The organism is Mesorhizobium sp. M1409 (genome assembly GCF_040317535.1).
Lineage (GTDB): Bacteria > Pseudomonadota > Alphaproteobacteria > Rhizobiales > Rhizobiaceae > Mesorhizobium.
This window is the reverse complement of the sequence record NZ_JAMYKV010000009.1, coordinates 119,519-143,176: the sequence shown is the minus strand read 5'-3', so window position 1 is coordinate 143,176 and position 23,658 is coordinate 119,519. Positions and strand designations below refer to the sequence as shown.

Annotated in this window: 23 protein-coding genes and 2 pseudogenes; 20 read left to right on the top strand and 5 right to left on the bottom strand. The window is 60.3% G+C overall.

The genetic code is table 11. The features are described 5' to 3' along the window. Positions 1 to 58 precede the first annotated feature (58 nt). Positions 59 to 1,017, top strand: a pseudogene (locus NKG99_RS10670) (hypothetical protein). A gap of 492 nt (positions 1,018 to 1,509) precedes the next feature. Here NKG99_RS10670 and NKG99_RS10665 read toward each other — a convergent pair. The 3 genes from NKG99_RS10665 to NKG99_RS10655 form a co-directional block, all read right to left on the bottom strand. Further along, a complete protein-coding gene (locus tag NKG99_RS10665) occupies positions 1,510 to 2,289 on the bottom strand; it encodes a Crp/Fnr family transcriptional regulator (protein WP_023766597.1) in 780 nt (259 codons plus the stop codon). 458 nt (positions 2,290 to 2,747) lie between these two features. Beyond that, on the bottom strand, positions 2,748 to 3,206 hold the full coding sequence (locus NKG99_RS10660) for a hypothetical protein (RefSeq protein WP_023766598.1): 459 nt from the start codon (positions 3,204 to 3,206) through the stop codon (positions 2,748 to 2,750). Further along, positions 3,203 to 3,643, bottom strand: coding sequence for a hypothetical protein (locus NKG99_RS10655; protein ID WP_156934443.1), 441 nt, complete (start codon positions 3,641 to 3,643; stop codon positions 3,203 to 3,205). The genes NKG99_RS10660 and NKG99_RS10655 overlap by 4 nt, the downstream gene beginning before the upstream one ends. A gap of 730 nt (positions 3,644 to 4,373) precedes the next feature. On the opposite strand from NKG99_RS10655, the pseudogene bluB reads away from it, so the two are divergent. The 5 genes and pseudogenes from bluB (at position 4,374) to NKG99_RS10625 (ending at position 8,500) form a co-directional block, all read left to right on the top strand. Continuing rightward, positions 4,374 to 4,994, top strand: a pseudogene (bluB, locus tag NKG99_RS35945) (5,6-dimethylbenzimidazole synthase). Between the two features lie 315 nt (positions 4,995 to 5,309). Next, a complete protein-coding gene (locus NKG99_RS10640; RefSeq protein WP_352867041.1) occupies positions 5,310 to 5,486 on the top strand; it encodes a class I SAM-dependent methyltransferase in 177 nt (58 codons plus the stop codon). Continuing rightward, positions 5,470 to 5,622, top strand: a complete 153-nt coding sequence (locus NKG99_RS10635) for a hypothetical protein (RefSeq protein WP_352867039.1) — start codon at positions 5,470 to 5,472, stop codon at positions 5,620 to 5,622. The genes NKG99_RS10640 and NKG99_RS10635 overlap by 17 nt, the downstream gene beginning before the upstream one ends. Positions 5,623 to 5,904: 282 nt before the next feature. Then, positions 5,905 to 7,725 (top strand): glutamine--fructose-6-phosphate transaminase (isomerizing), encoded by a 1,821-nt coding sequence (gene glmS / locus NKG99_RS10630; RefSeq protein WP_352867037.1) that lies wholly within the window; start codon positions 5,905 to 5,907, stop codon positions 7,723 to 7,725. Between the two features lie 520 nt (positions 7,726 to 8,245). Continuing rightward, complete coding sequence (locus tag NKG99_RS10625; RefSeq protein WP_023735822.1) at positions 8,246 to 8,500, top strand: helix-turn-helix domain-containing protein; 255 nt, start codon at positions 8,246 to 8,248, stop codon at positions 8,498 to 8,500. Between the two features lie 927 nt (positions 8,501 to 9,427). Here NKG99_RS10625 and NKG99_RS10620 read toward each other — a convergent pair. After that, the gene (locus NKG99_RS10620) at positions 9,428 to 9,817 is read right to left on the bottom strand and encodes a hypothetical protein (protein WP_023735820.1); all 390 of its coding nucleotides are present in this window, start codon (positions 9,815 to 9,817) and stop codon (positions 9,428 to 9,430) included. A gap of 403 nt (positions 9,818 to 10,220) precedes the next feature. Here NKG99_RS10620 and queC point away from each other — a divergent pair, with 403 nt between their 5' ends. The 3 genes from queC to queE are packed head-to-tail and all read left to right on the top strand — an operon-like array spanning position 10,221 to position 12,006. Then, the gene (gene queC / locus NKG99_RS10615; RefSeq protein ID WP_352867034.1) at positions 10,221 to 10,919 is read left to right on the top strand and encodes a 7-cyano-7-deazaguanine synthase QueC; all 699 of its coding nucleotides are present in this window, start codon (positions 10,221 to 10,223) and stop codon (positions 10,917 to 10,919) included. After that, a complete protein-coding gene (gene queD, locus NKG99_RS10610) occupies positions 10,919 to 11,275 on the top strand; it encodes a 6-carboxytetrahydropterin synthase QueD (protein ID WP_023673552.1) in 357 nt (118 codons plus the stop codon). The genes queC and queD overlap by 1 nt, the downstream gene beginning before the upstream one ends. Further along, complete coding sequence (gene queE, locus NKG99_RS10605) at positions 11,272 to 12,006, top strand: 7-carboxy-7-deazaguanine synthase QueE (RefSeq protein ID WP_023735817.1); 735 nt, start codon at positions 11,272 to 11,274, stop codon at positions 12,004 to 12,006. Before queD ends, queE begins: the two co-directional genes overlap by 4 nt. Positions 12,007 to 12,342: 336 nt before the next feature. Here queE and hemN read toward each other — a convergent pair whose 3' ends face one another. Next, positions 12,343 to 13,692, bottom strand: a complete 1,350-nt coding sequence (hemN, locus tag NKG99_RS10600) for an oxygen-independent coproporphyrinogen III oxidase (RefSeq protein ID WP_352441141.1) — start codon at positions 13,690 to 13,692, stop codon at positions 12,343 to 12,345. Between the two features lie 152 nt (positions 13,693 to 13,844). On the opposite strand from hemN, the gene NKG99_RS10595 reads away from it, so the two are divergent. The 11 genes from NKG99_RS10595 (at position 13,845) to NKG99_RS10545 (ending at position 23,657) form a co-directional block, all read left to right on the top strand. Next, on the top strand, positions 13,845 to 14,591 hold the full coding sequence (locus NKG99_RS10595; RefSeq protein WP_352631725.1) for a Crp/Fnr family transcriptional regulator: 747 nt from the start codon (positions 13,845 to 13,847) through the stop codon (positions 14,589 to 14,591). A 547-nt stretch (positions 14,592 to 15,138) separates the two neighbouring features. Next, on the top strand, positions 15,139 to 16,749 hold the full coding sequence (gene ccoN, locus NKG99_RS10590; RefSeq protein ID WP_352867030.1) for a cytochrome-c oxidase, cbb3-type subunit I: 1,611 nt from the start codon (positions 15,139 to 15,141) through the stop codon (positions 16,747 to 16,749). A gap of 11 nt (positions 16,750 to 16,760) precedes the next feature. Continuing rightward, on the top strand, positions 16,761 to 17,492 hold the full coding sequence (gene ccoO, locus NKG99_RS10585) for a cytochrome-c oxidase, cbb3-type subunit II (RefSeq protein WP_352809714.1): 732 nt from the start codon (positions 16,761 to 16,763) through the stop codon (positions 17,490 to 17,492). 11 nt (positions 17,493 to 17,503) lie between these two features. After that, the gene (locus NKG99_RS10580) at positions 17,504 to 17,653 is read left to right on the top strand and encodes a CcoQ/FixQ family Cbb3-type cytochrome c oxidase assembly chaperone (protein WP_023766610.1); all 150 of its coding nucleotides are present in this window, start codon (positions 17,504 to 17,506) and stop codon (positions 17,651 to 17,653) included. A 2-nt stretch (positions 17,654 to 17,655) separates the two neighbouring features. Beyond that, positions 17,656 to 18,519, top strand: a complete 864-nt coding sequence (gene ccoP, locus NKG99_RS10575; RefSeq protein WP_023809313.1) for a cytochrome-c oxidase, cbb3-type subunit III — start codon at positions 17,656 to 17,658, stop codon at positions 18,517 to 18,519. A 129-nt stretch (positions 18,520 to 18,648) separates the two neighbouring features. Beyond that, complete coding sequence (gene ccoG / locus NKG99_RS10570; protein WP_352867028.1) at positions 18,649 to 20,208, top strand: cytochrome c oxidase accessory protein CcoG; 1,560 nt, start codon at positions 18,649 to 18,651, stop codon at positions 20,206 to 20,208. Next, positions 20,205 to 20,702, top strand: a complete 498-nt coding sequence (locus tag NKG99_RS10565) for a FixH family protein (protein ID WP_352867026.1) — start codon at positions 20,205 to 20,207, stop codon at positions 20,700 to 20,702. The genes ccoG and NKG99_RS10565 overlap by 4 nt, the downstream gene beginning before the upstream one ends. Next, positions 20,699 to 22,981 (top strand): heavy metal translocating P-type ATPase, encoded by a 2,283-nt coding sequence (locus tag NKG99_RS10560; protein ID WP_352867024.1) that lies wholly within the window; start codon positions 20,699 to 20,701, stop codon positions 22,979 to 22,981. Before NKG99_RS10565 ends, NKG99_RS10560 begins: the two co-directional genes overlap by 4 nt. Further along, complete coding sequence (ccoS, locus tag NKG99_RS10555; RefSeq protein WP_023762793.1) at positions 22,978 to 23,148, top strand: cbb3-type cytochrome oxidase assembly protein CcoS; 171 nt, start codon at positions 22,978 to 22,980, stop codon at positions 23,146 to 23,148. The genes NKG99_RS10560 and ccoS overlap by 4 nt, the downstream gene beginning before the upstream one ends. Before the next feature lie 66 nt (positions 23,149 to 23,214). Further along, on the top strand, positions 23,215 to 23,490 hold the full coding sequence (locus tag NKG99_RS10550; RefSeq protein ID WP_245272648.1) for a CBS domain-containing protein: 276 nt from the start codon (positions 23,215 to 23,217) through the stop codon (positions 23,488 to 23,490). After that, positions 23,490 to 23,657, top strand: a complete 168-nt coding sequence (locus NKG99_RS10545) for a CBS domain-containing protein (RefSeq protein WP_348625571.1) — start codon at positions 23,490 to 23,492, stop codon at positions 23,655 to 23,657. The genes NKG99_RS10550 and NKG99_RS10545 overlap by 1 nt, the downstream gene beginning before the upstream one ends. The last annotated feature ends 1 nt before the right edge of the window (position 23,658 follow it).

Genomic DNA, 23,658 nt, shown 5'->3' with positions numbered 1-23,658 from the left:
GGCGAAGCACTGGGACCCAACCTTCGTCGATGAGTGCATTCATGCCTTGAGGATCCCGATGACCGTTATGAACCCCGACAAAGCCGGCGCGGCAAGCCTTGAGACGATCGCGCGAAACGGCAGCATGCTGCGTCGCATAGCCGTACGCATTCCGACCTACCTGTCGGATATTCGCGAGAACCCGGCGTGGCTGCCCATGTTCATGTTGGCGCGCACCATGCCGGCACGGAGAATGCACTGGCGTGGTGCAAAGCCGGTCCGAAGGTCGCAAAGAGCCCAGGACACGATGTTTGCCGGTATCAATTGCCAGGACGTTGTCGACGCGCTGCGGATGGATGGGCTTTTTCCCGGCCTCGTCCTGCCAACAATGGTGGCTGAAGATGTAGCCGCATTCGCCAGGTGCACACCTTGTTTCGGCACGAATTCATGCCGGCGGAGCATGCGGAGGCTGAGGCGCGGTTTGGCCGTCCGTTGCTCAGCGGTCATTATTTCGAGCGCATTCTGGGCTGTAACTCGGCCGTTGCCATCCAAAACGATCCGCTGCTCATGGATATTGCCGCGCACTATCTCGGCGGCCAGGCGACGCTGATCACAACGCGCGTCTGGTGGAGCTTCCCGACCGGCCAGGCGTCGGACGCCGACAAGAACCTGGCTTCGCTCGGCAAATACCACTTCGATCTGGACGACTGGCGGATGCTGAAGTTCTTTTTCTATCTGGTGCCCGTCGACGAGGGGACCGGCCCGCATGTCTATGTCCGCGGCAGCCATGATCGCCGCGCCCTCAAGCACCAACTTACGCTTGTCGTCGGCCATCCCGCGCAAGAGATTCTGGACGTGTACGGCAAGCAGAGCCCGGTCACGCTGACCGGCGAGGCCGGTTTCGGTTTCGTCGAGGATCCGTTCGGGTTCCATATGGGCACCGTGCCGGCGCACAGGCCACGGCTGATGATGGAAGTTGGCTTCGGGGTTTCTCCTCCATCACGCCGCCGCTTCCATGGCGAGCCTGTGATCCGCTGATTTCGAAAAGTCCCGAAACAGCCTTCCCGGACCACAAGTCTTGTGAGGCAAGATAAGGCTATGCCGCCAATCGATCTGTTCGGCGCCCAAAGCGGTTGTCCGCACATGCCTTGAACTGGGCTGGTGCAATGAGTCTCGCCATTGCTCCAACCAGCGCATGAATGCCTGCTTAATCGAGGTTAGACGGCAGTGCGCCCCAAGATCCTCCTCGATATCGCCTCAGATGCTCTTCGAAAACCTCCTTTACGGACCGAGTCCATCTCGGGTCCCCTTTGCAGTGGCCGGAAGGTGGTGCACAGCCGTATCGTGCTTCGGAATCCTGAATGGATGCGAGGGGCGGTTTCCCTGGGGCGGCGCATGCAGCGGTGCCGGCATGACAGCTTCGTCTTGGATCTGATGCTCGGCAACGTCGGCGGTGAAGGCTCTGTTTAGGCGGCTTACCCGGACATGGCCTCAATGCAGGAGATCGGCCATCTCCCTGTTCGAGCACATTCATTGGCGATCAGGCGCCTGCGGCCAAGGCAGTTGGCTGATTAGCCGAGCGTATTCGGCTTCAGCCCTGCCATACGACCCGTCAGCCAGCGCAATCAGACGCGTGCGATCAAGGATAACGACCTCTCCTCGCATCGATCGTATCAGACCTTGCCCCTCTAACATTTGCAGCGCTATGGTGACGCCGGGCCGCCTGACACCGAGCATGACTGATAAGAACTCGTGCGTAATCGCCAAGCGGTTTCCGTCGACGCGATCATCACACATCACCAGCCATCTTGAGAGCCTATCGACGATGTTCATCCGGGCATTGCTGAGCGCGGTGAAGCTTGCCTGGAGGTGAAAGTAGTGAACGTAGCGGAGCAGAAAAGTTCGCAGGGTTGGGCTTGTCAAAAGCGCCTTGGTGAAGAGGCCCGCGTCGATAACAAAGGCGCGGGCTTCTAATTGCACGTAACAATCGTGCGTTGATCGGTCATCGCCCATGATAAGCGCTGAGCCGGTCATGCCCTCACAACCAATGATTCCGATCTCAGCTTCAATACCAGGCCGCAGTTCGCCCACCACTGACCCGAGACCGCTCTCGAAGAAGTACACGGTTCTGATTGGTGACCCCGCCACTTCGAGATGCGTCTTCAGTCCAAGGGAGACGCTTTCCAAGTGAGGTTGCAGCAATGCCAAATCTGCCGAGCACATTCGAAGCAGCAGCGAATTGCGATAGATGGAATTTTGGCGGGTGTCGCGTTGCGCGGCAGTGTGAGTTTGTGAACTGGAGTCTGTCATAGCTCCCTCTCCCTATTGGGGCGGAAGCATGTTGATCGCTCACAGCCGACGGACGCCCTTAGAGTTGCCGTCGATGGCACACTGTATGCCTGCGAACCCCGGATGTCCCATTTTTTTGATTAACTGCCTTGACCGGCGCGAGCCAAGGTTTGGCGCGCCCGCGCTAACACGGCATTCAGATACCCAGACCTTACGGAGGCCTCACCGCACAGGGCGGTGCGCACTCCGGCTCGACGACGGCTGTCGAAATCAGACTGCTGTGGATGCACTACCATTGACCGGTACTAGGATTCTCGACCTCGCCGATAAGCTCGTCTGTACAGCAAGCGACCTTCCTTCCTGCCTATCCCAATATCAAAAGTCAAACCCGTCCGCAGATGCATATGCCTGGCAGTATGTGTCGGTCTTTGGCCACCATCTGCGACACCGAAATCAAGTAGCCCGCCATGGCGCGACCCTCAATCTTCTACTTCAGGGAGCCTGCCCTGCCATTCAAGGTCAGTCAGCACTTCGGCCTCCACAGTCATGTTTTCCGCGAATTCACCGGCATGTTCGGCGAGAAGCTTTCTCGCCGCGACGACCGCTGAACGCTTTCCTTCGCACTTCTCGTGGAACCTGGCTACGCTCTGGCCTACGTGGTCGCCGTTCCATTTTATTACGCCCACTATGGCATACCAGACGCCTTTCCCGGTCCTGCGACGTCGCAGAATTTCGAGTCGCTGATCTGCCAATTGGGCGATGGCTTGGTAGAGAAGTTCGTGCTCCGGGCGGTCGGCACCTCTCGAACGAGCCTCATGGGCAAAGCCCTTCAGGCTAGGCTCCTTAAGTTCAGCTACTGCGTGCGAAATCTTCCACAGATTTGCGGTAGCCTCGTCGAGTGCGTGCCGAGCATCATAGGTAAGCGGCGGTCGCTTCACCGAACCCCCTGCGCGGATCTCATCTTGTCCGACTTCACCTTCGGCCAGATGTCTGCGGCAATCCTGTCGAGTTCGGCCTTGCCCACTACCCAGCGGTGCTCCTCCTCAGCCCTCTTCTTGGAGAGCTTTGGCTGAAGTGCCACCACCGTTCCCTTGTTGTCGGAATCATTGAAGGTGGCGCTCATAATGTCGCTAGTCGACCGTGTGAGGCCCTTTCGGATATCGCCCGCAGCATCGAAAACCCAATAGGCTCCTTGGGCATCTAGAATCCGATTCGGCGCGGTGCCTTCGTTCTCAACTATCACCGAGACGACCCGCTGGCGTGTGCCGGCGTATTGCGGGAGAGCGTCCTTTCCGAAGATCATTCCCTCTACAAGCCGCCGCGATAGCCGCAGAGGTTCGCTGTTCTCCGGGAATATGTAGTGACGACTGGACACCCGGCTTCGCTCCTTCGATCGCCGAAACGCGATGGCACATTCATGGTAGGCGGCTGTCTAAAGATTGCAGTATCAAAACTCATTGGCAGCATTTGATCAACTATCGCTCACGCTGCTGGATACGAGCAGCTGTCGCACTTCGCCGGAGACAAATAAGTCAACCGCGAATTGACTGTGAGAGGGATGAGTCCCAATTGGGTGATGCCTGACACTGGTGGAAGGCGAAACTGCGGGCGACTGGAAGCTCAGCAATGCCCATGAAATTGGGCAGCTGGTGCTGGTCCGGCGCTATGACGTCAGACGATGGTATCTGCCGAATGACCTGGGGAACCTTCGGGGACATCGAGGCCGACGTGGTCGGAAGCAAAATGAGTTACAGGCGGTGCGGCAGGAACGAGTATATGCAAGCTGAGACGCCTGTCGCCGTCGCCGCGTTCTAGGCCGACGTTCTCCGCATTCCGAGGCTTGGTGAGCGATACGGGTGCGCCTGAGTGTCAATGGCGCATTTAGCAAAGGCCCTGGCACATGATTCACCGCCATGCGAGCTGATCGAAACTGGTTTGCTGGATTGCATCGTAATAGCGCCGCCCACCAGGAAACATTTTTTTATCGTTTGCGGTTAGGGCCGCATGGCGCGCTTGTCGGACGCAACAAGCCAGCTTGGGCAATAGGCAGCTGGCAATCCACACCGTACTCCCTACTGCAATCCCTAGCCCCGAACGAGACCGCCATGCCGTCACCTCCCGATTTCGCCGACGATTTTCGGGCCGGGCTGATCACGCTGCTGCGCTGGCGCAGGGATGTGCGGCGCTTCGAGCCGACGGCTCTGCCGGAGGGCAAGCTGGAACGGCTGCTCGAGCTCGCCAGCATTGCGCCCTGCGTTGGCCTCAGCCAGCCCTTGCGCTTCGTAGTGGTCGACAGCCTCGAGCGGCGCACCGCCGGTGAGAGACTGCTTCGAACGCTGCAATGCCGAGGCGCTCACGTGCTTTTCGGGAGAGCGCGCTGCACTCTATGCCCGGCTGAAGCTTGCCGGTCTCAACGAGGCGCCCTGTCAGTTCGCGGTTTTCGCCGACCGCACGACCGGACAAGGCCTTGGGCTCGGTCGCATAACCATGCCGGCGACCATCGACTATTCGGCCGTCATGGCGGTGCACACACTGTGGCTAGCGGCGCGGGCGGAAGGCATCGGCATGGGCTGGGTGTCGATCCTCGATGTGACCGAGATGGCCGAGATTCTCGACACGCCGCCCGAGTGGACGCTGATCGGTTATTTCTGCCTCGGCTAGCCTGCGAGGAGCACGACATGCCCACCTTGGAACGCGAGGCGGCCGCCGGTGGTAATCAGCGGTAGGGGGGTGCCCATCACTTCGTCTCTTCCCTGGCGATGAGCTTGACGCAGATCGGGTCGCCCTTCGCCATCGGGGTACATTGCCATTCCGGACCGAAGCCGAAGTTCGTGTTCTTGCCAAGGCCAGGAAAGAGCACTGACAAACCGGACCGCAGCGAAGATGGCGCTGGCGGCAACCGGGCTGAAGCCGGGCATGGAGGTGGTCGACCTCTGCTGCGGCGACGGCTGTGCCGATCGCCACGGTCGCCCGCCATGTCGTCGCCATAGACATCGACGCCGACCAGCTGGAGGCCACGCAGCGCCGCTACCGGCGCCGGCGTGACCAATTGCGAATTCGTCGCCGGCGACGCCTATGAACTCGCTACTCTGGTGTCACGCCCCGTCGACCTCGTCTTCATGGCCAACGCTTTCCATGGCGTCCCGGACCGACCGCGGCTGGCACCTGCCGTGCGCGAGGCGCTCGCCCCCGGCGGGCATTATGCCATCGTCAACTGACACCGGCGCCGCGCAGACGACGGTCCTGGGCGAGCCGCGCGGCCCGCGAAGCGAACTCAGGCTGTCGCCGAGACAGACCATCGCCGATGCCGAAGTCGGCGGCACAATGCTTCTACATGCCGGACTGCCTGACTAGGGCTCGCAGGCCGGTCGTCCGTCCACTGTCCAAGGCCTGCTGGCCGTTTCTGAGGCCGTGATCCTGCCGCGGGTGAGTCTGCGATTCTTATAAGAGCGTCAGGCGCGAATAGAACTTTAGGTCCCCACAGCAGCCGACCTATCAATGGGGTGGATGGTAGTGATCACTACAATCAATTGTACCAATATCATGGAATACTACTACAAGGCCGCCACTTAAAGCGGCCGGATGGGTATCCGTCTCGCGTGGGCTGATGCTGCCCGCAAAAATGCGGAGACGAACATGTGCGGGATTGTTGGCATCGTTGGGCAACAGCCGGTGTCGGATCGGTTGATCGGCGCGTTGAAGGGTTTGGAATATCGCGGCTATGATTCCGCCGGCGTTGCGACGATCATCGACGGTGCCTTGCACCGCCGGCGCGCCGAGGGCAAGCTCGTCAATCTCGAGAGGCGACTGAAGGAAGAGCCGCTGAGCGGCAAAGTCGGCATCGGCCACACGCGTTGGGCAACCCACGGGGCCTCGACGGAACGCAATGCGCACCCGCACTTTACCGACGGTGTCGCCGTCGTCCATAACGGCATCATCGAGAATTTCACCGAGCTGAAGGGCGAATTGGCGGCGGATGGCGCCGAGTTCCAGACCGACACCGACACCGAGGTCGTTGGGCATCTCTTGGCAAGATACCGCCGCGAGGGCATGAGGCCGCAAGAGGCCACACGTGCCATGCTGAAACGCGTCAGGGGCGCCTATGCGCTTGCCATCCTCTTCGAAGATGAACCGTCGACCATCACGGCGGCGCGCAACGGACCACCGCTGGCGATCGGTCACGGCGACGGCGAGATGTTCCTGGGCTCCGACGCGATCGCTCTTGCGCCCTTCACCAATGAAATTACCTATCTCATGGACGGCGACTGGGCCATTATCGGCAATTTGGGCGCCCATATCTTCGATATCGACGGCCATCCCGTCGAGCGTCCGCGCCATATCTCCACGGCCGCGGCCGATCTGGCCAACAAGGGCAGCCATCGCCACTTCATGGAGAAGGAAATTTACGAGCAGCCCGAGGTCATCGCCCATGCTCTTCGTCATTACATCAAAATCATAGAGGGTCGCGACATGGTTCCTGGCATCGATTTCGCCAAGGTTCCGAGCTTGGCGATCTCTGCCTGCGGGACCGCCTATCTCGCCGGACTGATCGGAAAATACTGGTTCGAGCGCTATGCGCGCCTGACGGTTGAAATCGACGTTGCGTCTGAATTCCGTTACCGCGAGATCCCTTTGCCGCCGCAGTCCGCGGCTCTTTTCATTTCGCAGTCCGGCGAAACCGCCGATACGCTTGCATCGTTGAGGTACTGCAAGGAGCGTGGGCTGAAAATTGGCGCTATCGTCAATGCCTGCGAATCGACCATCGCTCGGGAGGCCGATACGGTCTTCCCGATCCTTGCCGGACCGGAGATCGGCGTCGCCTCTACCAAGGCTTTTACCTGCCAGCTTGCCGTTCTAGCCGCACTCGCCATCAGCGCCGCCAGAGCCCGCCGGACCGTCCCCGAAGGCGAGCTGCAGGCACTCGTCAGGAGCCTCGCCGAATTGCCGCGCGTCTTGGGCCAGGTACTCAACAGCATCCAGCCGGAGATCGAGTTCTTGTCGCGCGAACTGTCAAAGTGTCGTGACGTCCTGTATCTCGGCCGTGGCACCAGTTTCCCGCTAGCGATGGAAGGAGCGCTGAAGCTCAAGGAGATTTCCTACATCCATGCCGAAGGCTATGCAGCGGGTGAATTGAAGCACGGGCCAATCGCATTGATAGACGAGAACATGCCGGTGATCGTCATCGCGCCCCATGACCGCTTTTTCGACAAGACCGTCTCCAACATGCAGGAAGTGGCTGCCCGTGGAGGGCGGATTATCCTCATCACCGATAAAAATGGGGCAGCCGCATCGAAACTCGACACCATGCACACGCTCGTGCTGCCGGTAGTCGACGAGATTATCGCGCCAATGATCTTCTCGCTGCCGATACAGCTTCTTGCCTACCACACGGCGCTCTTCATGGGGACAGATGTAGACCAGCCGCGCAATCTCGCAAAATCGGTCACGGTCGAATGATTGTGAACCTGTACAGATGGCGAAGCTCTCGATGGAAAGCTACCCTTTGTCTGGATCCGGATGAAAACCAGATGACCAGTGTTTGCTGGAATTTGGAATCCCTTTTTTCGGCCGGTCGATCGGGGCACAGGGCGATCGAGCTTCCTAGAGCCGACGTCAGCACGCAGCCGGGGGCTTTCAAGAGTGGGTCTTTCGCTCCCCCGCCGGTGGAGATTGGCCGAAGGAAGCAGTGTCCGTACCGGGAGTTCGAGTTGGTGTTCAGAGTTCCAGGGCCCCCTCCTGAGATGGCCTGATCGGCTGTAGCGCATCCGACCTGCGATCCTTCGCGAATAATTCTCGCCGTTGGCTTTCTTGATTAGAAGGAGGTGAGCCGCCATATTCCGACCCAGCTCCTAATTCAGGCGGCCCATTCCATGGATGAGGCCGGTCCGGCTGAATGGACGTCCATTTTTTGATTTGCTTGGTCTGCGCCGCCGGGGGGGTATCTCCCGAGGGAGCTCCCATGTTCTTGGAGATGTTTATGAACGATTCGCGCATTCCCGAACCAGTCTTGACGGCTATGTCGCAGGGGACCCACATCGTCCGCGCTTATCGTGAGCACCTTGGGTATTCGATCGAGGACCTGACGGTCGCGAGCGGGCTTGCCGCTGAGGAAATTCAAAACATCGAGCGAGGTCTGAGGTACAACAAGGGATATCGGGATCGGATAGCGAGATCGCTTTCCATACCTGTGGGAATCCTTGAGGCAGAGTCGCACATTTCGGACGCCGCCTGATCAGTCGGATGATCCGCAATGGGTGGACTACCGCTCTTGTGATGTGAAGCTTGCGGCTGATTGTAGACGCTGATTCCGTTGGGATGCCTCTGGCGCAGTACCGCCAAGAGAATCTCGTCAACTTTCCGATGCAGGAACCCTTCACATGGGCTCGCGAACAACAAGGCGATGTAGCCGCCCGGAGTGCTACGAAACGTGCATGAGGGCATCGGCTCGCGACGAAGGATTGTAACGGCGAACTCTTGGTGGTTCGGCGAGGCGATGCTGGCGCTTGAGCATCAACTCGGCCTACGAGAGTGGCTACTCCTAGGCTGAATCGGCCAACATGGCCGGCATCGCGCCGCTCTGAAAATAACATGGCGGCATCCTGACGTTTCCGGGTTGACTATGGGTGTTCGAACCACGAAAAGGGGCCGCTCTTCGTGAGTGGCGTGCGCCGGCAGTCTAACCCCAAGCCCCCCCGCCCAGGCTGCCGGCGCGCTTCTAGAAAGATCGAGGTAGGCACTCGCTGCGCTCTGCCCGCCGACACCTTGTGCTTCCTCCAGCGAGTCCAGCGGACCACCATGGGTGTTGCCAGTTCTGGTGCTTACCCACGTCCATTTGCGATCTCGGGTCATTGAGAGTACCGCAAGCACCCTCTCTGCTGGATGGCAACGCGGCTCGCGCCGCCCGTATGCAGCGCAAGCTCCATGCATGAGGTCGTCCCTTCAAAAAACTTGATGCAGTTGCGCTTGCGTAGCTCCTTGCATGCGCTCGATGCCAGGAGGAGACCTCTGTCTAAACGCTCGCATCGATGCAACGCCGTTGATCACCATCATCGCGGCGACCGCTTCGCGGGGGGCCGCAGCCGTTTTGGAGCATGACGATCATGCCGGCGCCATCGCAGTGACGCACATGCAAAATTCACAGATGCATTCTCGCCCAATGCTAGGTGCCCAGCATATGTCCGGCATCCCGCAACGCGGCTACGAAGAGACGGGCATTGCCGTTGGCATCCATCTTGGCCTGCATCGACAGGGGCATCCTGTGCCAGCTCTCCAAGGACGCAATGTAATGTGAGAACATACCGTTAACGATGCAATAGTGGGTAACTAGGCCGTGTACATCCAACGCCAGCACGCCGAATTGGCCGCCGTGATATCGGATGGCTGCGACCCGCTGGACCTGCGCGTCACCGTCGATCCGCACGTCGAAAAGCAGGATGCCGCGGCTCCTGGTGGCTATCTCGGCGGCTTTTTCAGCGAAGCTCAACGAGAGCGAGCGGACGCTTTCGACTGCCATCTGTAAAACCATCAAGTTCAGTTCATCCACTGACATAAGGTACCTGTGCGCAAGACATGGGTGATTGCAATCGACCACACCGCTTGTTCACAGATGTCGGCTCATCACCGATTATTCAGGGTTTGCCGGTCATCTTTGCGGCAAGCCATCCGGGCTCCTTGTACCCTGCAACCGTTGCAGTGGCGTCCCTCGGCGCTCGGAACCGCCAGGCTCTGCTCGTCGAGAACTTTGTCCGCGAGCAGCGGCCGCTTGAGCATTCCGCTGAAGCGTGACGTCTCATCAGTCCGTGTCCTTGCAGCTCACCGCGAGGGCGTTTTGCGCACCGCACGCAAGCGCACGAAACTGGTCTCCGTTCACTTCACAAAATGGTTTTCCTGAAGTACTGGAGCGCAGAGAAATCTCCGGTCGCAGCCTACCCGGTTAAAACAAGGACCCAACGATGAAGACTCTCGTCGTCTGCTCCGGCGGATTGGATTCCGTTACTCTTGCTCACAAGGTGGCAGCGGAGCACCAGCTTACCGGCCTGCTATCGTTCGATTACGGCCAACGGCATAGGAAGGAATTGGGCTTCGCCACCCTTTGCGCGGAGCGCCTGGGCGTCCCGCAGCGAATCATCGAAATCCACGAGATCGGCGGCGGCCTTTCCGGCTCCGCGCTGACCGACAATGTGGACGTGCCCGATGGGCACTATGCCGAAGATACGATGAAGGTAACGGTGGTGCCCAACCGGAACGCCATCATGTTGGCCATTGCCTTCGGCCTCGCCGCAGCGCAAGACGCTGACGCGGTGGCGACGGCCGTGCATGGTGGGGATCATATTGTCTATCCCGATTGCCGTCCGGCCTTCATCGATGCTTTCCAGATGATGCAGGACCACGCGCTCGACGGCTACGCGCAGATTCGCCTTTATGCACCCTATGTGAACCTGACGAAGGCGGACATTGTTAGGGATGGAGCCACATACGGCACGCCCTTTGCGCAGACCTGGTCCTGTTACAAGGGCGCCGAGCGTCATTGCGGGAGGTGCGGGACCTGCGTCGAGCGGCGTGAGGCGTTCCACATCGCTGGGCACCCGGACCCAACCGAGTACGAGGACTCCGACTTCTGGCTCGGAGCGCTGCGAAGGACCACCGCGTAATGTTCCGCATCACCAAGGAATTCCACTTCTCAGCCTCGCATCAGCTCACCTCATTGCCACCCGATCACCAATGCGCGCGCCTGCACGGACATAACTACATCGTCGAAGTGGAGCTTTCAGCGGATGGACTGGACGATCACGGCTTCGTGCGCGACTACCACGATTTGGCGCCATTCAAACGCTACATAGACGAGAGCTTCGACCACCGACATCTCAACGACGTGCTGGGACACGAGCAAGTCACGGCGGAATATCTGGCCAGACATTTCTACGACTGGTGCAAGGCACGCCTGAGCGAAACCGCGGCCGTGCGGGTGAGCGAAACGCCGAAAACCTGGGCGGAATACCGGCCATGACCAATACGCATCCCGCAATCCGCGTTAGCGAGATTTTCGGGCCGACGATCCAGGGCGAGGGCGTGCTCATAGGTTTGCCGACGATCTTCGTCAGAACCGGCGGGTGTGACTTTCGCTGTTCCTGGTGCGACAGCCTGCATGCTGTGGACAATCAATTCCGCCATGAATGGGAGATGATGTCCGTCGGCGCGGTGTGGAAAAATGTGCTTGCGCTTTCCGGTGGCCGCCCGCTTATGGTGTCACTGTCAGGCGGCAATCCGGCCATCCAGCCGCTCGGCGCGCTCATCGACCGAGGCCATGGTGACGGTTACCGTTTTGCGCTGGAAACCCAAGGTTCGCTTGCCAGGGACTGGTTTGCGCACCTTGACGTGCTGATCCTCAGCCCAAAGCCGCCGTCAAGCCAAATGACGACAGATTGGGCCGCTGTCGAGGCGTGCCTCCAGGCGGCACAAGGCAAGCCCCAAATCGTGCTCAAGCTCATTGTTTTCGACGAAAGGGACTACGCCTACGCGAAAGACGCCGCTGCGCAATTTCCGCAACTTCCGATCTATCTGCAACCCGGCAATCACACGCCGCCACACCCGGCAAATGATGACGCGCCCGTCGACCTTGACGGAATATTGAAGCGCATGGAGTGGCTGGTTGACAGCGTGACCCGCGACAAATGGTTCGAAGCCCGCGTGCTACCGCAGCTGCACGTTATGCTCTGGGGTAACAAGAGAGCCGTCTAGGCCTAAGCCCTTTCCACCGGAACTGCACCGGCATATTCGGGTGAACGGGTGGTTCAACGTTGACCGCGCTGCCGGGGTGCTTGCGGACTTCTGCCACCGGCCCAAGTGTTGTCAGCCGCTTGCACGGCACCTTGCATTCTCCTTGCAAGGTCGAAGGGAGCTGTCGCCGACAACCATGATCTCACAGGCAGGGCATGAGCGGGCGACATCGTCGCCATGCCAAGACGCGTCTGGTCCGCTTCGAACCGTCTCGGCCGACGGTCGCCGGTCAACAGTGGAAAACGATCGCAATCGGTTCACGATCGAGTGAGAGCCATGACCGTTCCTCTGCGGTGCTCAGACTGCCGCCGAGTGCCTGGCCGTTCCAGTTTCGAAATATTTGTCGAACCTGGCCGCGATGCTTCGGACGAAAGGGCGACTTTCAGCCGGCACAACGAATCTGTCGCCATCAAGTTCAAGCAATCGAACCGGATCGTGGAGGGCCATGGAACTTGACTGAAGGAGGAGCCTCTGGCCGGCCTCGCCGAAGCGTTCCACCAGATCGATGGCCGAGAAGGCGAAGTCGCACATCAAACGTTCGATGATCCAGCCGCGAACGCGGTCGTCGTTGGAAAGTGCGATACCCCGAACAGCGGCCAGCCCGCCGTCATCAACCGTGCATCGATATTCGCTGGTCGAAGGCATGTTCTGCGCATAGCCCTGCCGAAACTGGCTGATGGACGATGGGCCTAGCCCAATCAAGGTTTCGCAGCAATCGTCGGTGTAACCCTGAAAGTTCCGGTGCAGTGTTCCGGCGCGGGCGGCAAGGGCCAGGGCATCGCCGGGTTTGGCGAAATGGTCGAGGCCGATTGCTTCGTACCCCTGGTCCACGATCGCCCGCGCCGCCAGTTGCAATTGAGCAAATCTCTCCGCGGGACCGGGCAGCCATGCCTCGTCTATCATGGTCTGATGTTTCTTGAACCACGGCACATGGGCGTAGCCAAAAAGCACTATCCTGTCGGGTTCCAAGGTCAGCGCCTGCGCGACGGTGGAGGAGACGCTCTCCCTCGTCTGGTGCGGCAAGCCGTAGAGCAGGTCTAGATTGACCGATTCGACGCCGCGCGAACGAACACCGTCGACTACCGCTTTGGTCTGCAAAAAGCTCTGCTCGCGGTTGATTGCCTTCTGAACCTTCGGATCGAAGTCCTGGACGCCGAGGCTCGCACGGGTCGTGCCGATTTCGGCAAGCGCATCGAGGCGGGCATCGTCCATATCATTGGGTTCGATTTCAACGCTGATCTTGGCGCCGGGAAGAAAGGCGAAGCTGTTGCGCAGGACGCTTCCCAGCGCCACAATATCCTCAGGTTCCAGCATCGTCGGGGAACCGCCGCCGAAATGAACCGCGCGAACTCGGCCCTTGCCGGTAACAAGGCCGCCAACCGTGGCGATCTCCGCATACAGCGAGCGCAGATAAGCGGCCACCGGCTCGTAGTGGCGGGTCTGTTTGGTATGGCACGCGCAGAACCAGCAGAGCCTGTCGCAATAGGGAATATGCAGGTAAAGCGATATCTCGTCACCACCTTCGAGCGCCTCCAACCAGCCTCGGTAAACGACGGCATCGACGCCCGCATGGAAATGGGGCGCAGTCGGATAACTGGTATAGCGCGGGACGTTCTCGCCAAATCTGGCAGCTAGCTTTTGTCGCATGTCGTGCCACCGTGTTTGCGTCGCCCGAACTGTGGATGCTTGGATGAGCCTAAGCCCTGATTTCGATCAACCTTCGGCACGGACAAACTGCCGCAAGGATTTTTCTACCGTGGATTGCTATCCTGCCCGCACTGGACCGGTAGAGCGATCGAATGACATTACGGCAGGATATTCACAGTTCCGGCATTCCCGTTCTTTGCCTGCCTTGCGAGGCACGGCGCCGCGGTGTCTGTGGCGCGCTCGAGCCAGACGATTTGGCTCAGCTCGCCAAGACGTCGTCGCGGCACAATATCGAGCCGGGGGTCGAACTGATCGGCGACGCCGAGGCGGTGGACTGTTATTCAAACGTGCTTTCAGGCGTGGTGAAGCTCACGAAGAGCCTTTCGGACGGCCGCCAGCAGATCGTCGGTCTCCAGTTCGCGCCGGATTTTCTGGGACGGCCCTTCAAGATGAAAAGTGCGATCAATGCGGAAGCGGCAACAGCTGTCTCGCTGTGCTCGTTTCCGAGAGCGGCCATCGAACGGATGATGAAGCAGTCACCCGAATTTGTGCATCGCCTGCTCAAGCAGGCGCTGAACGAACTTGACGGGGCCCGCGAATGGATGGTGACTCTGGGGCGCAAGACCGCACCAGAGAAGGTGGCGAGCTTTCTCCTCATGATTGCCCGGAACATCGACTCCAATGTTGACCCGGCGGCTAGGTCGGCGTGCTTCGAGCTGCCGATGACGCGTGCCGACATCTCTGATTTCCTTGGAATCACAAACGAGACCGTGAGCCGTCAGCTGACCAGCCTGAGAATGGACGGCGTGATTCGGATCGAGAACAACCGCCGCGTCACTGTGGACAGCATGAGCCGGCTGGAACGGCGCTGCGGCGGCCAAGGCGCAACAGCCGTTTGAATGACACGAAGCTGCATGGCCCACGCCACTTACTTCATTCGGGGCAGGGCATGCTCGCGTTGGGCTCAGAAGACATCGCGCAGCGACAGCCCGTTCTCCATCCGATCGTATGCGCCAGTTGCGTTTCGGCTCGTCGGCGAAGCATCCACACTTGGCCGAAGTCAATATGCCTCATACGCAGGCGAAAATCGCGTCCAAACCATAAATGTAACGAAGGCAGCGCAACGCTGGCGCTGGCTGTTCCAAGGCATTGAAACGATCGACGTTCGGTAAGGCATCGGCCTGCTTACCAGCGTCACAGAAGGTGCGCTTCCCCACACGCCCGCGATCGCCTCCATACCCGGGCCCCAACTGGGGACGCCGGGCCTGTCCATAAACCGGCGGCCGCTGCTGCACTTCCACATTCGACACGGTCTGATCGCACCGAACTCGATGCTGCTCGAAGCAAAATGGTGCGGCTCTGACATGGATCAGGGCGAGCAGGCGACGGCTGCGCAATAAGGCACCGCGGTTTGGCATCCGCCGGAATTGGAAATCGGGGCTTGCGATGAAATTCGGCAAAGAAATCGTGCTTCTAAGCCTGTTCGCATTCGCGGCTTTGGTGGCCGCTGGCGCTGGGATGGATGAACCCTTTCGCCAGCATATGTGGGTCTTGTTCTTCGCCTTGGCTGGCTTCACTGCGATCCTGTTGCGCAACACTGAGTTCAAGCCTGCCGCGCCGATCGACCCGTCCGCTTACATGGACGGGCCAATCCGCTATGGCGCCATCGCCACCATGTTCTGGGGTGTCATCGGCATGCTTGTCGGCGTGGTCATCGCGCTGCAGCTTGCCTATCCCGATCTCAACATCCAGCCCTGGTTCAACTTTGGCCGTTTGCGGCCACTGCATACGTCGGGAGTCGTCTTCGCCTTCGGCGGCAACGCGCTGCTTTGCACGTCTCTCTATGTCGTGCAACGCACCTGCCGCGCCCGGCTGTTCGGCGGCGATCTCGGCTGGTTCGTGTTCTGGGGCTACCAGCTCTTCATCGTCATGGCAGCGACTGGCTACCTGCTCGGCATCACCGAGAGCCGCGAATACGCCGAGCCCGAATGGTATGTGGACATCTGGCTGACCATTGTCTGGGTCGCCTATCTCATCCTGTTCCTCGGCACGATCCTGAAGCGCAAGGAACCCCACATCTACGTCGCTAACTGGTTCTACCTGTCCTTCATCGTCACCATCGCGATGCTGCATGTGGTCAACAACCTCTCCATGCCCGCCTCCTTCCTGGGCTCGAAGAGCTATTCGGCTTTCTCCGGGGTCCAGGACGCTCTGACGCAATGGTGGTATGGCCACAACGCCGTGGGCTTCTTTCTGACCGCCGGCTTTCTCGGCATGATGTATTATTTCGTACCCAAGCAGGCGAACCGGCCGGTCTATTCCTACCGGCTGTCGATCGTCCATTTCTGGGCAATCATCTTTCTCTACATCTGGGCTGGACCCCATCATTTGCACTACACCGCCTTGCCCGATTGGGCGCAGACGCTCGGCATGGTGTTCTCGATCATGCTGTGGATGCCGTCATGGGGCGGCATGATCAATGGCCTGATGACGCTGTCGGGCGCCTGGGACAAGCTCCGCACCGATCCGATCGTCCGCATGATGGTGATGGCCATCGCCTTCTACGGCATGTCCACCTTCGAGGGCCCGATGATGTCGATCAAGACGGTCAACTCGCTGTCGCACTATACCGACTGGACCATCGGACACGTCCATTCGGGCGCACTCGGCTGGGTCGGCATGATCTCGTTCGGCGCGCTTTATTACATGGTGCCGAAGCTGTGGAACCGTGAACGGCTCTACTCGCTGCGCCTCGTTACCTGGCACTTCTGGCTGGCGACGCTTGGCATCGTTGTCTACGCGTCGGTCATGTGGGTGTCCGGCATCATGCAGGGCCTGATGTGGCGCGAATACGACGAGCAGGGCTTCCTGGTCTACTCCTTCGCCGAAACCGTGGCCGCCATGCACCCCTACTACATCATGCGCGCCATCGGCGGAGCCATGTACCTGTCCGGCGCCCTGATCATGGCCTGGAACATCGCCATGACCATCCTTGGCTACCGGCGCGAGGAGGATCCGATGCCCGGCTCCGTTCCCGCCCTCCAGCTTGCGCGATGATGAGACAGAAAATGAGGTTGATGAACAGACACGCGGTCATCGAGAAGAACGCTACACTTCTTCTCCTCGGGTCGCTGCTGGTCGTGACAATCGGCGGCATCGTCGAGATCGCGCCGCTCTTCTATCTCGACAACACGATCGAGAAGGTCGAAGGCATGCGGCCCTACTCGCCGCTCGAACTCGTCGGGCGCAACATCTATGTGCGTGAGGGATGCTATCTATGCCATAGCCAGATGATCCGCCCGTTCCGTGACGAGGTCGAGCGCTATGGGCATTACAGCCTGGCGGCCGAGTCGATGTATGATCATCCCTTCCAGTGGGGATCGAAGCGCACCGGACCGGACCTCGCTCGGGTTGGCGATCGCTACTCAAATCTTTGGCATGTCGAGCACCTCACGGACCCTCGCTCCGTGGTGCCGGAATCCATCATGCCGAGCTATGGCTTTCTGAAGGATACGCCGATCGCGGTGAAGGATTTCTCGACGCATCTGGTTGCCAACAGGCGCGTCGGTGTCCCTTACACCGATGACATGATCGCTAACGCCAATGCCGATCTGATGGCGCAGGCCGATCCCAACGCTGACACGTCCGGCCTCGAGGCCCGCTACCCCAAGGCCAGGATAGGCGATTTCGACGGTGATCCGCAGCAAGTCACCGAAATGGACGCCCTGGTTTCTTATCTCCAGATGCTCGGCACGCTTGTCGATTTCAAGAACTACGATGAGACCGCGGGCTACCGCTGAGGACAATGGCGATGACGTACAATTTCATGCGGGAGTTTGCCGACAGCTGGGGCCTGCTTGCCATGGCTCTTTTCTTCATCGGATCCGTTGCCTTTGCACTTCGCCCCGGCAGCCGCAGGCAAGCCGGCGAAGCAGCTCAAATTCCTCTGAAGGAGGACTGATCATGAGCAGCGATCACATTGACGAGGTTTCCGGCATCTCGACGACCGGTCATGAGTGGGACGGCATTCGCGAGCTCAACAACCCGCTCCCGCGCTGGTGGGTCATCACCTTCTACATGACCATAGTCTGGGCGATCGGTTACACAATTGCCTACCCGGCATGGCCGCTGTTGCACTCCGCGACAAAGGGCGTACTTGGCTATTCCAGCCGCAACGAAGTCAAGAACGAGTTGTCCGCGGCCGAAGCGGCAAAGGGCAAATATGTCGCCGCAATAGAGTCGAAAAGTGTTTCGGAGATTGCTGCGGATGACACGCTGCGCGAATTCGCCGTCGCTGCCGGCGCCGCCGCGTTCAAGGTCAATTGCGTGCAGTGCCACGGTTCCGGCGCCCAGGGGTCCAAGGGCTTTCCGAACCTAAATGACGACGACTGGCTGTGGGGCGGCGAGGTGGACCAGATCCAGCAGACGATCGCTCATGGCATCCGCTTCGCCTCCGACCCGGCTACGCGCCTGTCGGAAATGCCGGCCTTTGGCGACATCATCACCGCCGATCAGATCAAACAGGTCAGCACCTACGTTGCCAGCCTGTCCGGCACTGTCGGCGATCAATCGTTGGTCGCGCCCGGCGCCAAGGTCTTCGCCGAAAATTGCGTGGCCTGTCACGGCGACAATGCAAAAGGCAACAAGGAACTCGGCGCTCCAGATCTGACCGACGCCATCTGGCTCTACGGGTCAGGCGAAGCGGCCATCGCCGCCCAGGTCACCGCGCCGAAACAGGGCGTGATGCCGGCCTGGGGCGCGCGCCTCGGCGAGACCAAGGTCAAGGAACTGGCGGTCTACATCCATTCGCTTGGCGGCGGAGAATAGGAGCAGAAGCCTATTCTCGTCCTCCCCCTCCCGCCAAGCGACGAGGCCCGGCGCAAGCCGGGCCTCGGCATCATCCAGAACCGATGAGTCGGTTTCCGGCGAAATCGTCGCTGGTGACTTGAGCTTCTCGTGCTTGATAACACGCAAATAGAAAGGATCGAACCCACGCCGGTCAACTCCGCCAAGGTGCGTCAGCCAATGTACGCCGCGCGCAAGAAGATCTTCCCGAAGCGGGCCTCGGGCAGCTTTCGTCAGTTCAAATGGCTGGTGATGGCCGTCACGCTCGGCATCTACTATCTGACGCCGTGGCTGCGCTGGGACCGTGGCCCGTTTGCGCCGGACCAGGCCGTGCTGCTCGATGTCGCCAACCGGCGTTTCTACTTCTTCTTCATCGAGATTTGGCCGCAGGAATTCTATTATGTGGCAGGCCTTCTGGTCATGGCCGGCGTCGGTCTTTTCCTGATCACGTCGACTGTCGGGCGCGCCTGGTGCGGCTATATATGTCCGCAGACGGTATGGGTCGATCTGTTTCTGGTCGTCGAGCGCGCGATAGAGGGCGACCGCAACGCCCGCATGAAGCTGGATGCAGGTCCCTGGACCGCGCGCAAGCTCGTGCTGCGGGTGTCGAAACACGCCATCTGGCTGATCATAGGCGCGCTGACGGGCGGCGCGTGGATCTTTTATTTCGCTGACGCGCCCAGCCTGCTTGGCGAACTCTTCACCGGCACGGCAGCGCCCGTCGCCTACATCACCGTCGCCGTGCTGACGGCAACGACCTACACGTTCGGCGGGCTGATGCGCGAGCAGGTCTGCACCTATATGTGCCCATGGCCGCGCATCCAGGCAGCGATGCTCGACGAAAGTTCGCTCACCGTCACCTACAATGACTGGCGCGGCGAACCGCGTTCGCGTCATGCGAAGAAGGTGCAAGCTGCAGGGCAGTCCGTCGGCGACTGCGTCGACTGCAATGCCTGTGTCGCGGTCTGCCCGATGGGGATCGACATTCGCGACGGCCAGCAGCTCGAATGCATCACCTGCGCGCTTTGCATCGACGCCTGCGACGGCGTCATGGACAAGCTCGGCAGGGAGCGTGGGCTGATTTCCTACGCGACGCTCTCCGATTACAACGCCAACATGATGCTGGCGACCGCGGGCGGCTCCAGTTCAGTCAACCCGTCGCTGGTCAGGACTGCTGGTGGCCTGTTCTCCGACAAGGTGGCGCATTTCCATGTCAGCAAGATCTTCCGGCCACGCATTTATGTCTACATGGGTTTGTGGTCGCTGATCGGTCTCGGCCTGCTCTATTCGCTGCTGACGCGCGACCGGCTCGAAATCAATGTCCTGCACGACCGCAATCCACAATTCGTGACGCTCTCCGACGGCTCGATCCGCAACGGCTACACCGTCAAGCTGCTCAACATGATCCCCGAGCCGAGGACGATCGTCGTAACCATGCAGGGCCTTGAAGGCGCTGACATGGTCGTCGTCGGCGACGACATCCCCGCAGGCCGTTCCTTCGCCATTCCGGTCGAACCCGACCGCCTGAAAATGCTGAGGGTCTTCGTTCGCCAGCCGGCGGACCAGATCCGCGCTCCGGCACAGACCTTCAAGTTCCGCGTCGAGGACAGAGCCAGCTTCGAGTCGAACGAGTACACCGCCACCTTCAACGCGCCGGAGACTGCCAGATGAGCGCCAGAACACAAAAAACCCGCGAATTCACCGGCAGGCACATGTTGGCCAGCATCCTGGCCTTTTTCGGTGTGGTCATCGCGGTCAATCTGACCATGGCGACGCTTGCCAACACGAACTGGACCGGCCTGGTCGTCGAAAACACCTATGTGGCGAGCCAGCAGTTCAACAGGAAGGCCGAGGAAGGGCGGGCGCAGGCAGCCCTCGGCTGGACCGGCAAGCTGACCATCGCATCGGGTGAAGTCCGCTACGGCCTCATCGACGCCGCCGGCAAACCGGTTCCCTTGCATGGCGTGAAGGCGCTGTTTCGCCATCCCGCTTACGAAAAAGAGGATGAATCCATCAAGCTCGTCCTCGCCTCGGGTCAGGAATTCGCCGCCCAGCATTTGCCGAAGGATGGTGTCTGGATCGTCGAAGTCGACGCCGATGCCGGCCTGGATAAACCGTATCGCGACGTCCGCAGGATCATGATTTCCAATGGAGCGCTGCAATGAGTTGTTGTGCACCGGGCGCCGAAATGGCGCTTGATCTGGTCAACGCCGGATCGGTCCTGCCGTCCAGCCAGGAGATCAGGCTGGCGAGCCGATCGCTTGGCGATGATCTCCGCCAGACCGATCTTTCGGTCCCCACGGTTCATTGCGCGGCCTGCATCCAGGCGATCGAGACAGCACTGGGAAAGCTCGATCAAGTGGAGAGCGCTCGTGTCAACCTGTCGACGAAGCGGGTCGCGGTCCGCTGGCGTGGAAACCAGGTACCACCATTCGTCGCCGCGCTGGGACGGCTGGGCTACGAGGCGCATCTGTTCGACCCCGAGGTCGACAACAAGGACAAGACGCTTTCGGAGCTGATCCGCGCCGTTGCTGTCGCCGGCTTTGCGGCGGGCAACATCATGCTGCTTTCGGTCTCTGTCTGGTCCGGTGCTGAAGGCGCTACCCGCGACCTGTTCCACTGGGTCTCGGCGCTTATCGCCATCCCGCCACTGGCCTTCGCCGGCGGCATCTTCTTCCGCTCGGCCTGGAATGCGCTGCGTCACGGCCGCATGAACATGGATGTGCCGATCGCGGTCGGGGTGTCGCTGGCCTACGCCATGAGCCTCTATGAGACGATCAACCATGGCGACCACGCTTATTTCGATGCATCGGTGTCGCTGCTGTTCTTCCTGTTGATCGGCCGCACGTTGGATCACGTCATGCGCGAACGTGCCCGGACCGCCGTGAAAGGCCTGTCCCAGTTGGCCGCACGTGGCGCCATGGTGCTGCGCGGCGATGGTGCACGCGACTATCTGCCGGTTGGCGAGATCGAACTTGGCATGCTGCTGTTGATCGCTGCCGGCGAGAGAATCCCCGTCGACGGCAAAATCTTTCAAGGGGCATCGGATCTGGACTGTTCGCTTGTCTCGGGCGAGAGCACGCCCCGAAACGTGGCGCCAGGCGAAGCCGTGCAGGCTGGTGTCCTCAACCTAACCGGCCCGCTGACGATTGAGGCCACAGCCGCCGCGAAGGATTCGTTCCTGGCGGAAATGGTACGCCTGATGGAAGCCGCCGAAGGTGGTCGCGCACGCTACCGCCGGATCGCCGATCGCGTTTCAGCGCTCTATGCTCCGGTGGTGCATCTCACCGCCTTCGTGACCTTCCTTGGCTGGATGGCGGCGACCGGCGACTGGCACCGGGCAATAACCATCGCCATTGCCGTTCTGATCATCACATGCCCGTGCGCGCTCGGCCTCGCCGTACCGATCGTTCAGGTGGTCGCGGCGCGGCGCCTGTTCGAGAGCGGCATCATGGTCAAGGACGGTTCGGCCATGGAGCGCCTGGCGACGATTGATAGAGCGGTGTTCGACAAGACCGGAACGCTCACGCTTGGACAGCCCCGGCTCGTCAATGCGTCGTCGATCGATCCGGCCATGCTGGCAATCGCGGCCGACATGGCCGCGCACTCGCGTCACCCGTTTTCAAAGGCCATAGCCGGTTTTGCCCGCCTTGGCGGGCAGCACAAATTCGATGGCGTCACCGAGCACCCGGGTTTCGGGATCGAAGCCACAGCCGCCGGTAGCACCTGGCGGCTGGGTCGACGCGGAGGATGGAAAGCCCGCACCGGCCGCGAAGGCAGACATGGCTATGGCGGGACGGTTCTGACCAAAGACGGGATCATTGTCGCGACCTTCGATTTTGAGGACGCGCTGCGCGCCGACGCCAGGGCGGCGATTGGGCAATTGAGCCATGCTGGGGTGTCGGTGGAAATGCTGTCGGGCGATACCGCGGGCGCCTGCGGCGAAGTTGCAAAAATGCTGGGTGTCGACATTTTTATTCCGTGCCTGCTGCCGTCCGGCAAGGTCGAACGCATTGAGACGGCGGCGAAAGACGGACACAGGGTTCTGATGGTTGGCGACGGTCTCAACGACACGCCTGCGCTGAGCGCTGCGCATGTCTCGATCGCTCCTGCCACCGCCGCCGACATTGGCCGCAACGCGGCCGATTTCGTATTCCTGCGCGAAAGCCTTCTGGCAGTGCCTCTCGCGCTGGATGTCTCGCGCAAGGCGGGAAGCCTGATCCGACAGAACATAACAATTGCGATCGTTTATAATGCTGTTGCCGTGCCGATCGCCATTCTGGGCCATGTTACGCCTCTTATCGCCGCGGTCGCGATGTCAGCCTCGTCATTGCTCGTGGTTGGAAATGCCATGCGTCTGCAAGGCTTCGCAACGGGTGCGTCGTCCGCGATTGCGCGGCAAGACAGGCCCGCGCGGGCCGGCGCCTTGGCTCAATCGTCATGACGACGCTCGTCTACCTCATCCCCGTAGCGCTATTCCTTGGCGCACTCGGCCTGTCCGGCTTCCTTTGGGCGTTGAGAAGCGGCCAGTACGAGGATCTCGATGGCGCGGCGGAGCGCATTCTCATCGACAGCGACGACGGCGCGGAGAATGCCACTCGTTCCAAGTGACTCAGATCAACGCGCCGCGGGTCGGGATGTCCTATCGTCGTCCGACGAAAGATCAGGAGGGTGAGGATGCAAGCCGAATCCTTAATGACAAAGCCAGTCATCACGACGCATGCGAACGCGACGATCGCCGAAGCGGTCATGCTTTCAAGCAAAGTCAGCTGCCTGCCGGTAACGACCAGCGACGGCACCTTGGTTGGCATTGTAAGCAAAAGCGACTTCTTGCGCCGAGAGGAACTCGGAACCCAGCGTGTGCGTCCGCGATGGCTGGAGCTTGATCTTGGCCCGGGCACAACCGCCAATGACTATGTGTGCGCTCGAATGGACGGATCATCCATCAGGTGATGACCACACACCTCATCTCGGCGCCTCCTGTCGACCTCATGATGCAACACCGCATCAACAATGTCCCGATTGTCGATCGGGAAAGGGTCGTCGGCATCATCACGCGAACTGATTTGCTGCTTGTCCTGATCCGCCATGCCGAAACAGGGAACCACGCCACCCGATGAC

Bases quoted from the DNA above. Each gene is read 5' to 3' on its own strand.
- NKG99_RS10545 (WP_348625571.1), top strand. From the start codon at position 23,490: ATGACCACACACCTCATCTCGGCGCCTCCTGTCGACCTCATGATGCAA.
- queD (WP_023673552.1), top strand. From the start codon at position 10,919: ATGTTCCGCATCACCAAGGAATTCCACTTCTCAGCCTCGCATCAGCTC.
- NKG99_RS10560 (WP_352867024.1), top strand. From the start codon at position 20,699: ATGAGTTGTTGTGCACCGGGCGCCGAAATGGCGCTTGATCTGGTCAAC.
- NKG99_RS10665 (WP_023766597.1), bottom strand. From the start codon at position 2,289: ATGACAGACTCCAGTTCACAAACTCACACTGCCGCGCAACGCGACACC.
- NKG99_RS10625 (WP_023735822.1), top strand. From the start codon at position 8,246: ATGAACGATTCGCGCATTCCCGAACCAGTCTTGACGGCTATGTCGCAG.
- NKG99_RS10595 (WP_352631725.1), top strand. From the start codon at position 13,845: ATGACATTACGGCAGGATATTCACAGTTCCGGCATTCCCGTTCTTTGC.
- NKG99_RS10620 (WP_023735820.1), bottom strand. From the start codon at position 9,817: ATGTCAGTGGATGAACTGAACTTGATGGTTTTACAGATGGCAGTCGAA.
- glmS (WP_352867037.1), top strand. From the start codon at position 5,905: ATGTGCGGGATTGTTGGCATCGTTGGGCAACAGCCGGTGTCGGATCGG.
- NKG99_RS10635 (WP_352867039.1), top strand. From the start codon at position 5,470: ATGCCATCGTCAACTGACACCGGCGCCGCGCAGACGACGGTCCTGGGC.
- NKG99_RS10550 (WP_245272648.1), top strand. From the start codon at position 23,215: ATGCAAGCCGAATCCTTAATGACAAAGCCAGTCATCACGACGCATGCG.
- queE (WP_023735817.1), top strand. From the start codon at position 11,272: ATGACCAATACGCATCCCGCAATCCGCGTTAGCGAGATTTTCGGGCCG.
- NKG99_RS10565 (WP_352867026.1), top strand. From the start codon at position 20,205: ATGAGCGCCAGAACACAAAAAACCCGCGAATTCACCGGCAGGCACATG.
- ccoN (WP_352867030.1), top strand. From the start codon at position 15,139: ATGAAATTCGGCAAAGAAATCGTGCTTCTAAGCCTGTTCGCATTCGCG.
- NKG99_RS10580 (WP_023766610.1), top strand. From the start codon at position 17,504: ATGACGTACAATTTCATGCGGGAGTTTGCCGACAGCTGGGGCCTGCTT.
- ccoP (WP_023809313.1), top strand. From the start codon at position 17,656: ATGAGCAGCGATCACATTGACGAGGTTTCCGGCATCTCGACGACCGGT.
- ccoS (WP_023762793.1), top strand. From the start codon at position 22,978: ATGACGACGCTCGTCTACCTCATCCCCGTAGCGCTATTCCTTGGCGCA.
- hemN (WP_352441141.1), bottom strand. From the start codon at position 13,692: ATGCGACAAAAGCTAGCTGCCAGATTTGGCGAGAACGTCCCGCGCTAT.
- queC (WP_352867034.1), top strand. From the start codon at position 10,221: ATGAAGACTCTCGTCGTCTGCTCCGGCGGATTGGATTCCGTTACTCTT.
- ccoO (WP_352809714.1), top strand. From the start codon at position 16,761: ATGAGGTTGATGAACAGACACGCGGTCATCGAGAAGAACGCTACACTT.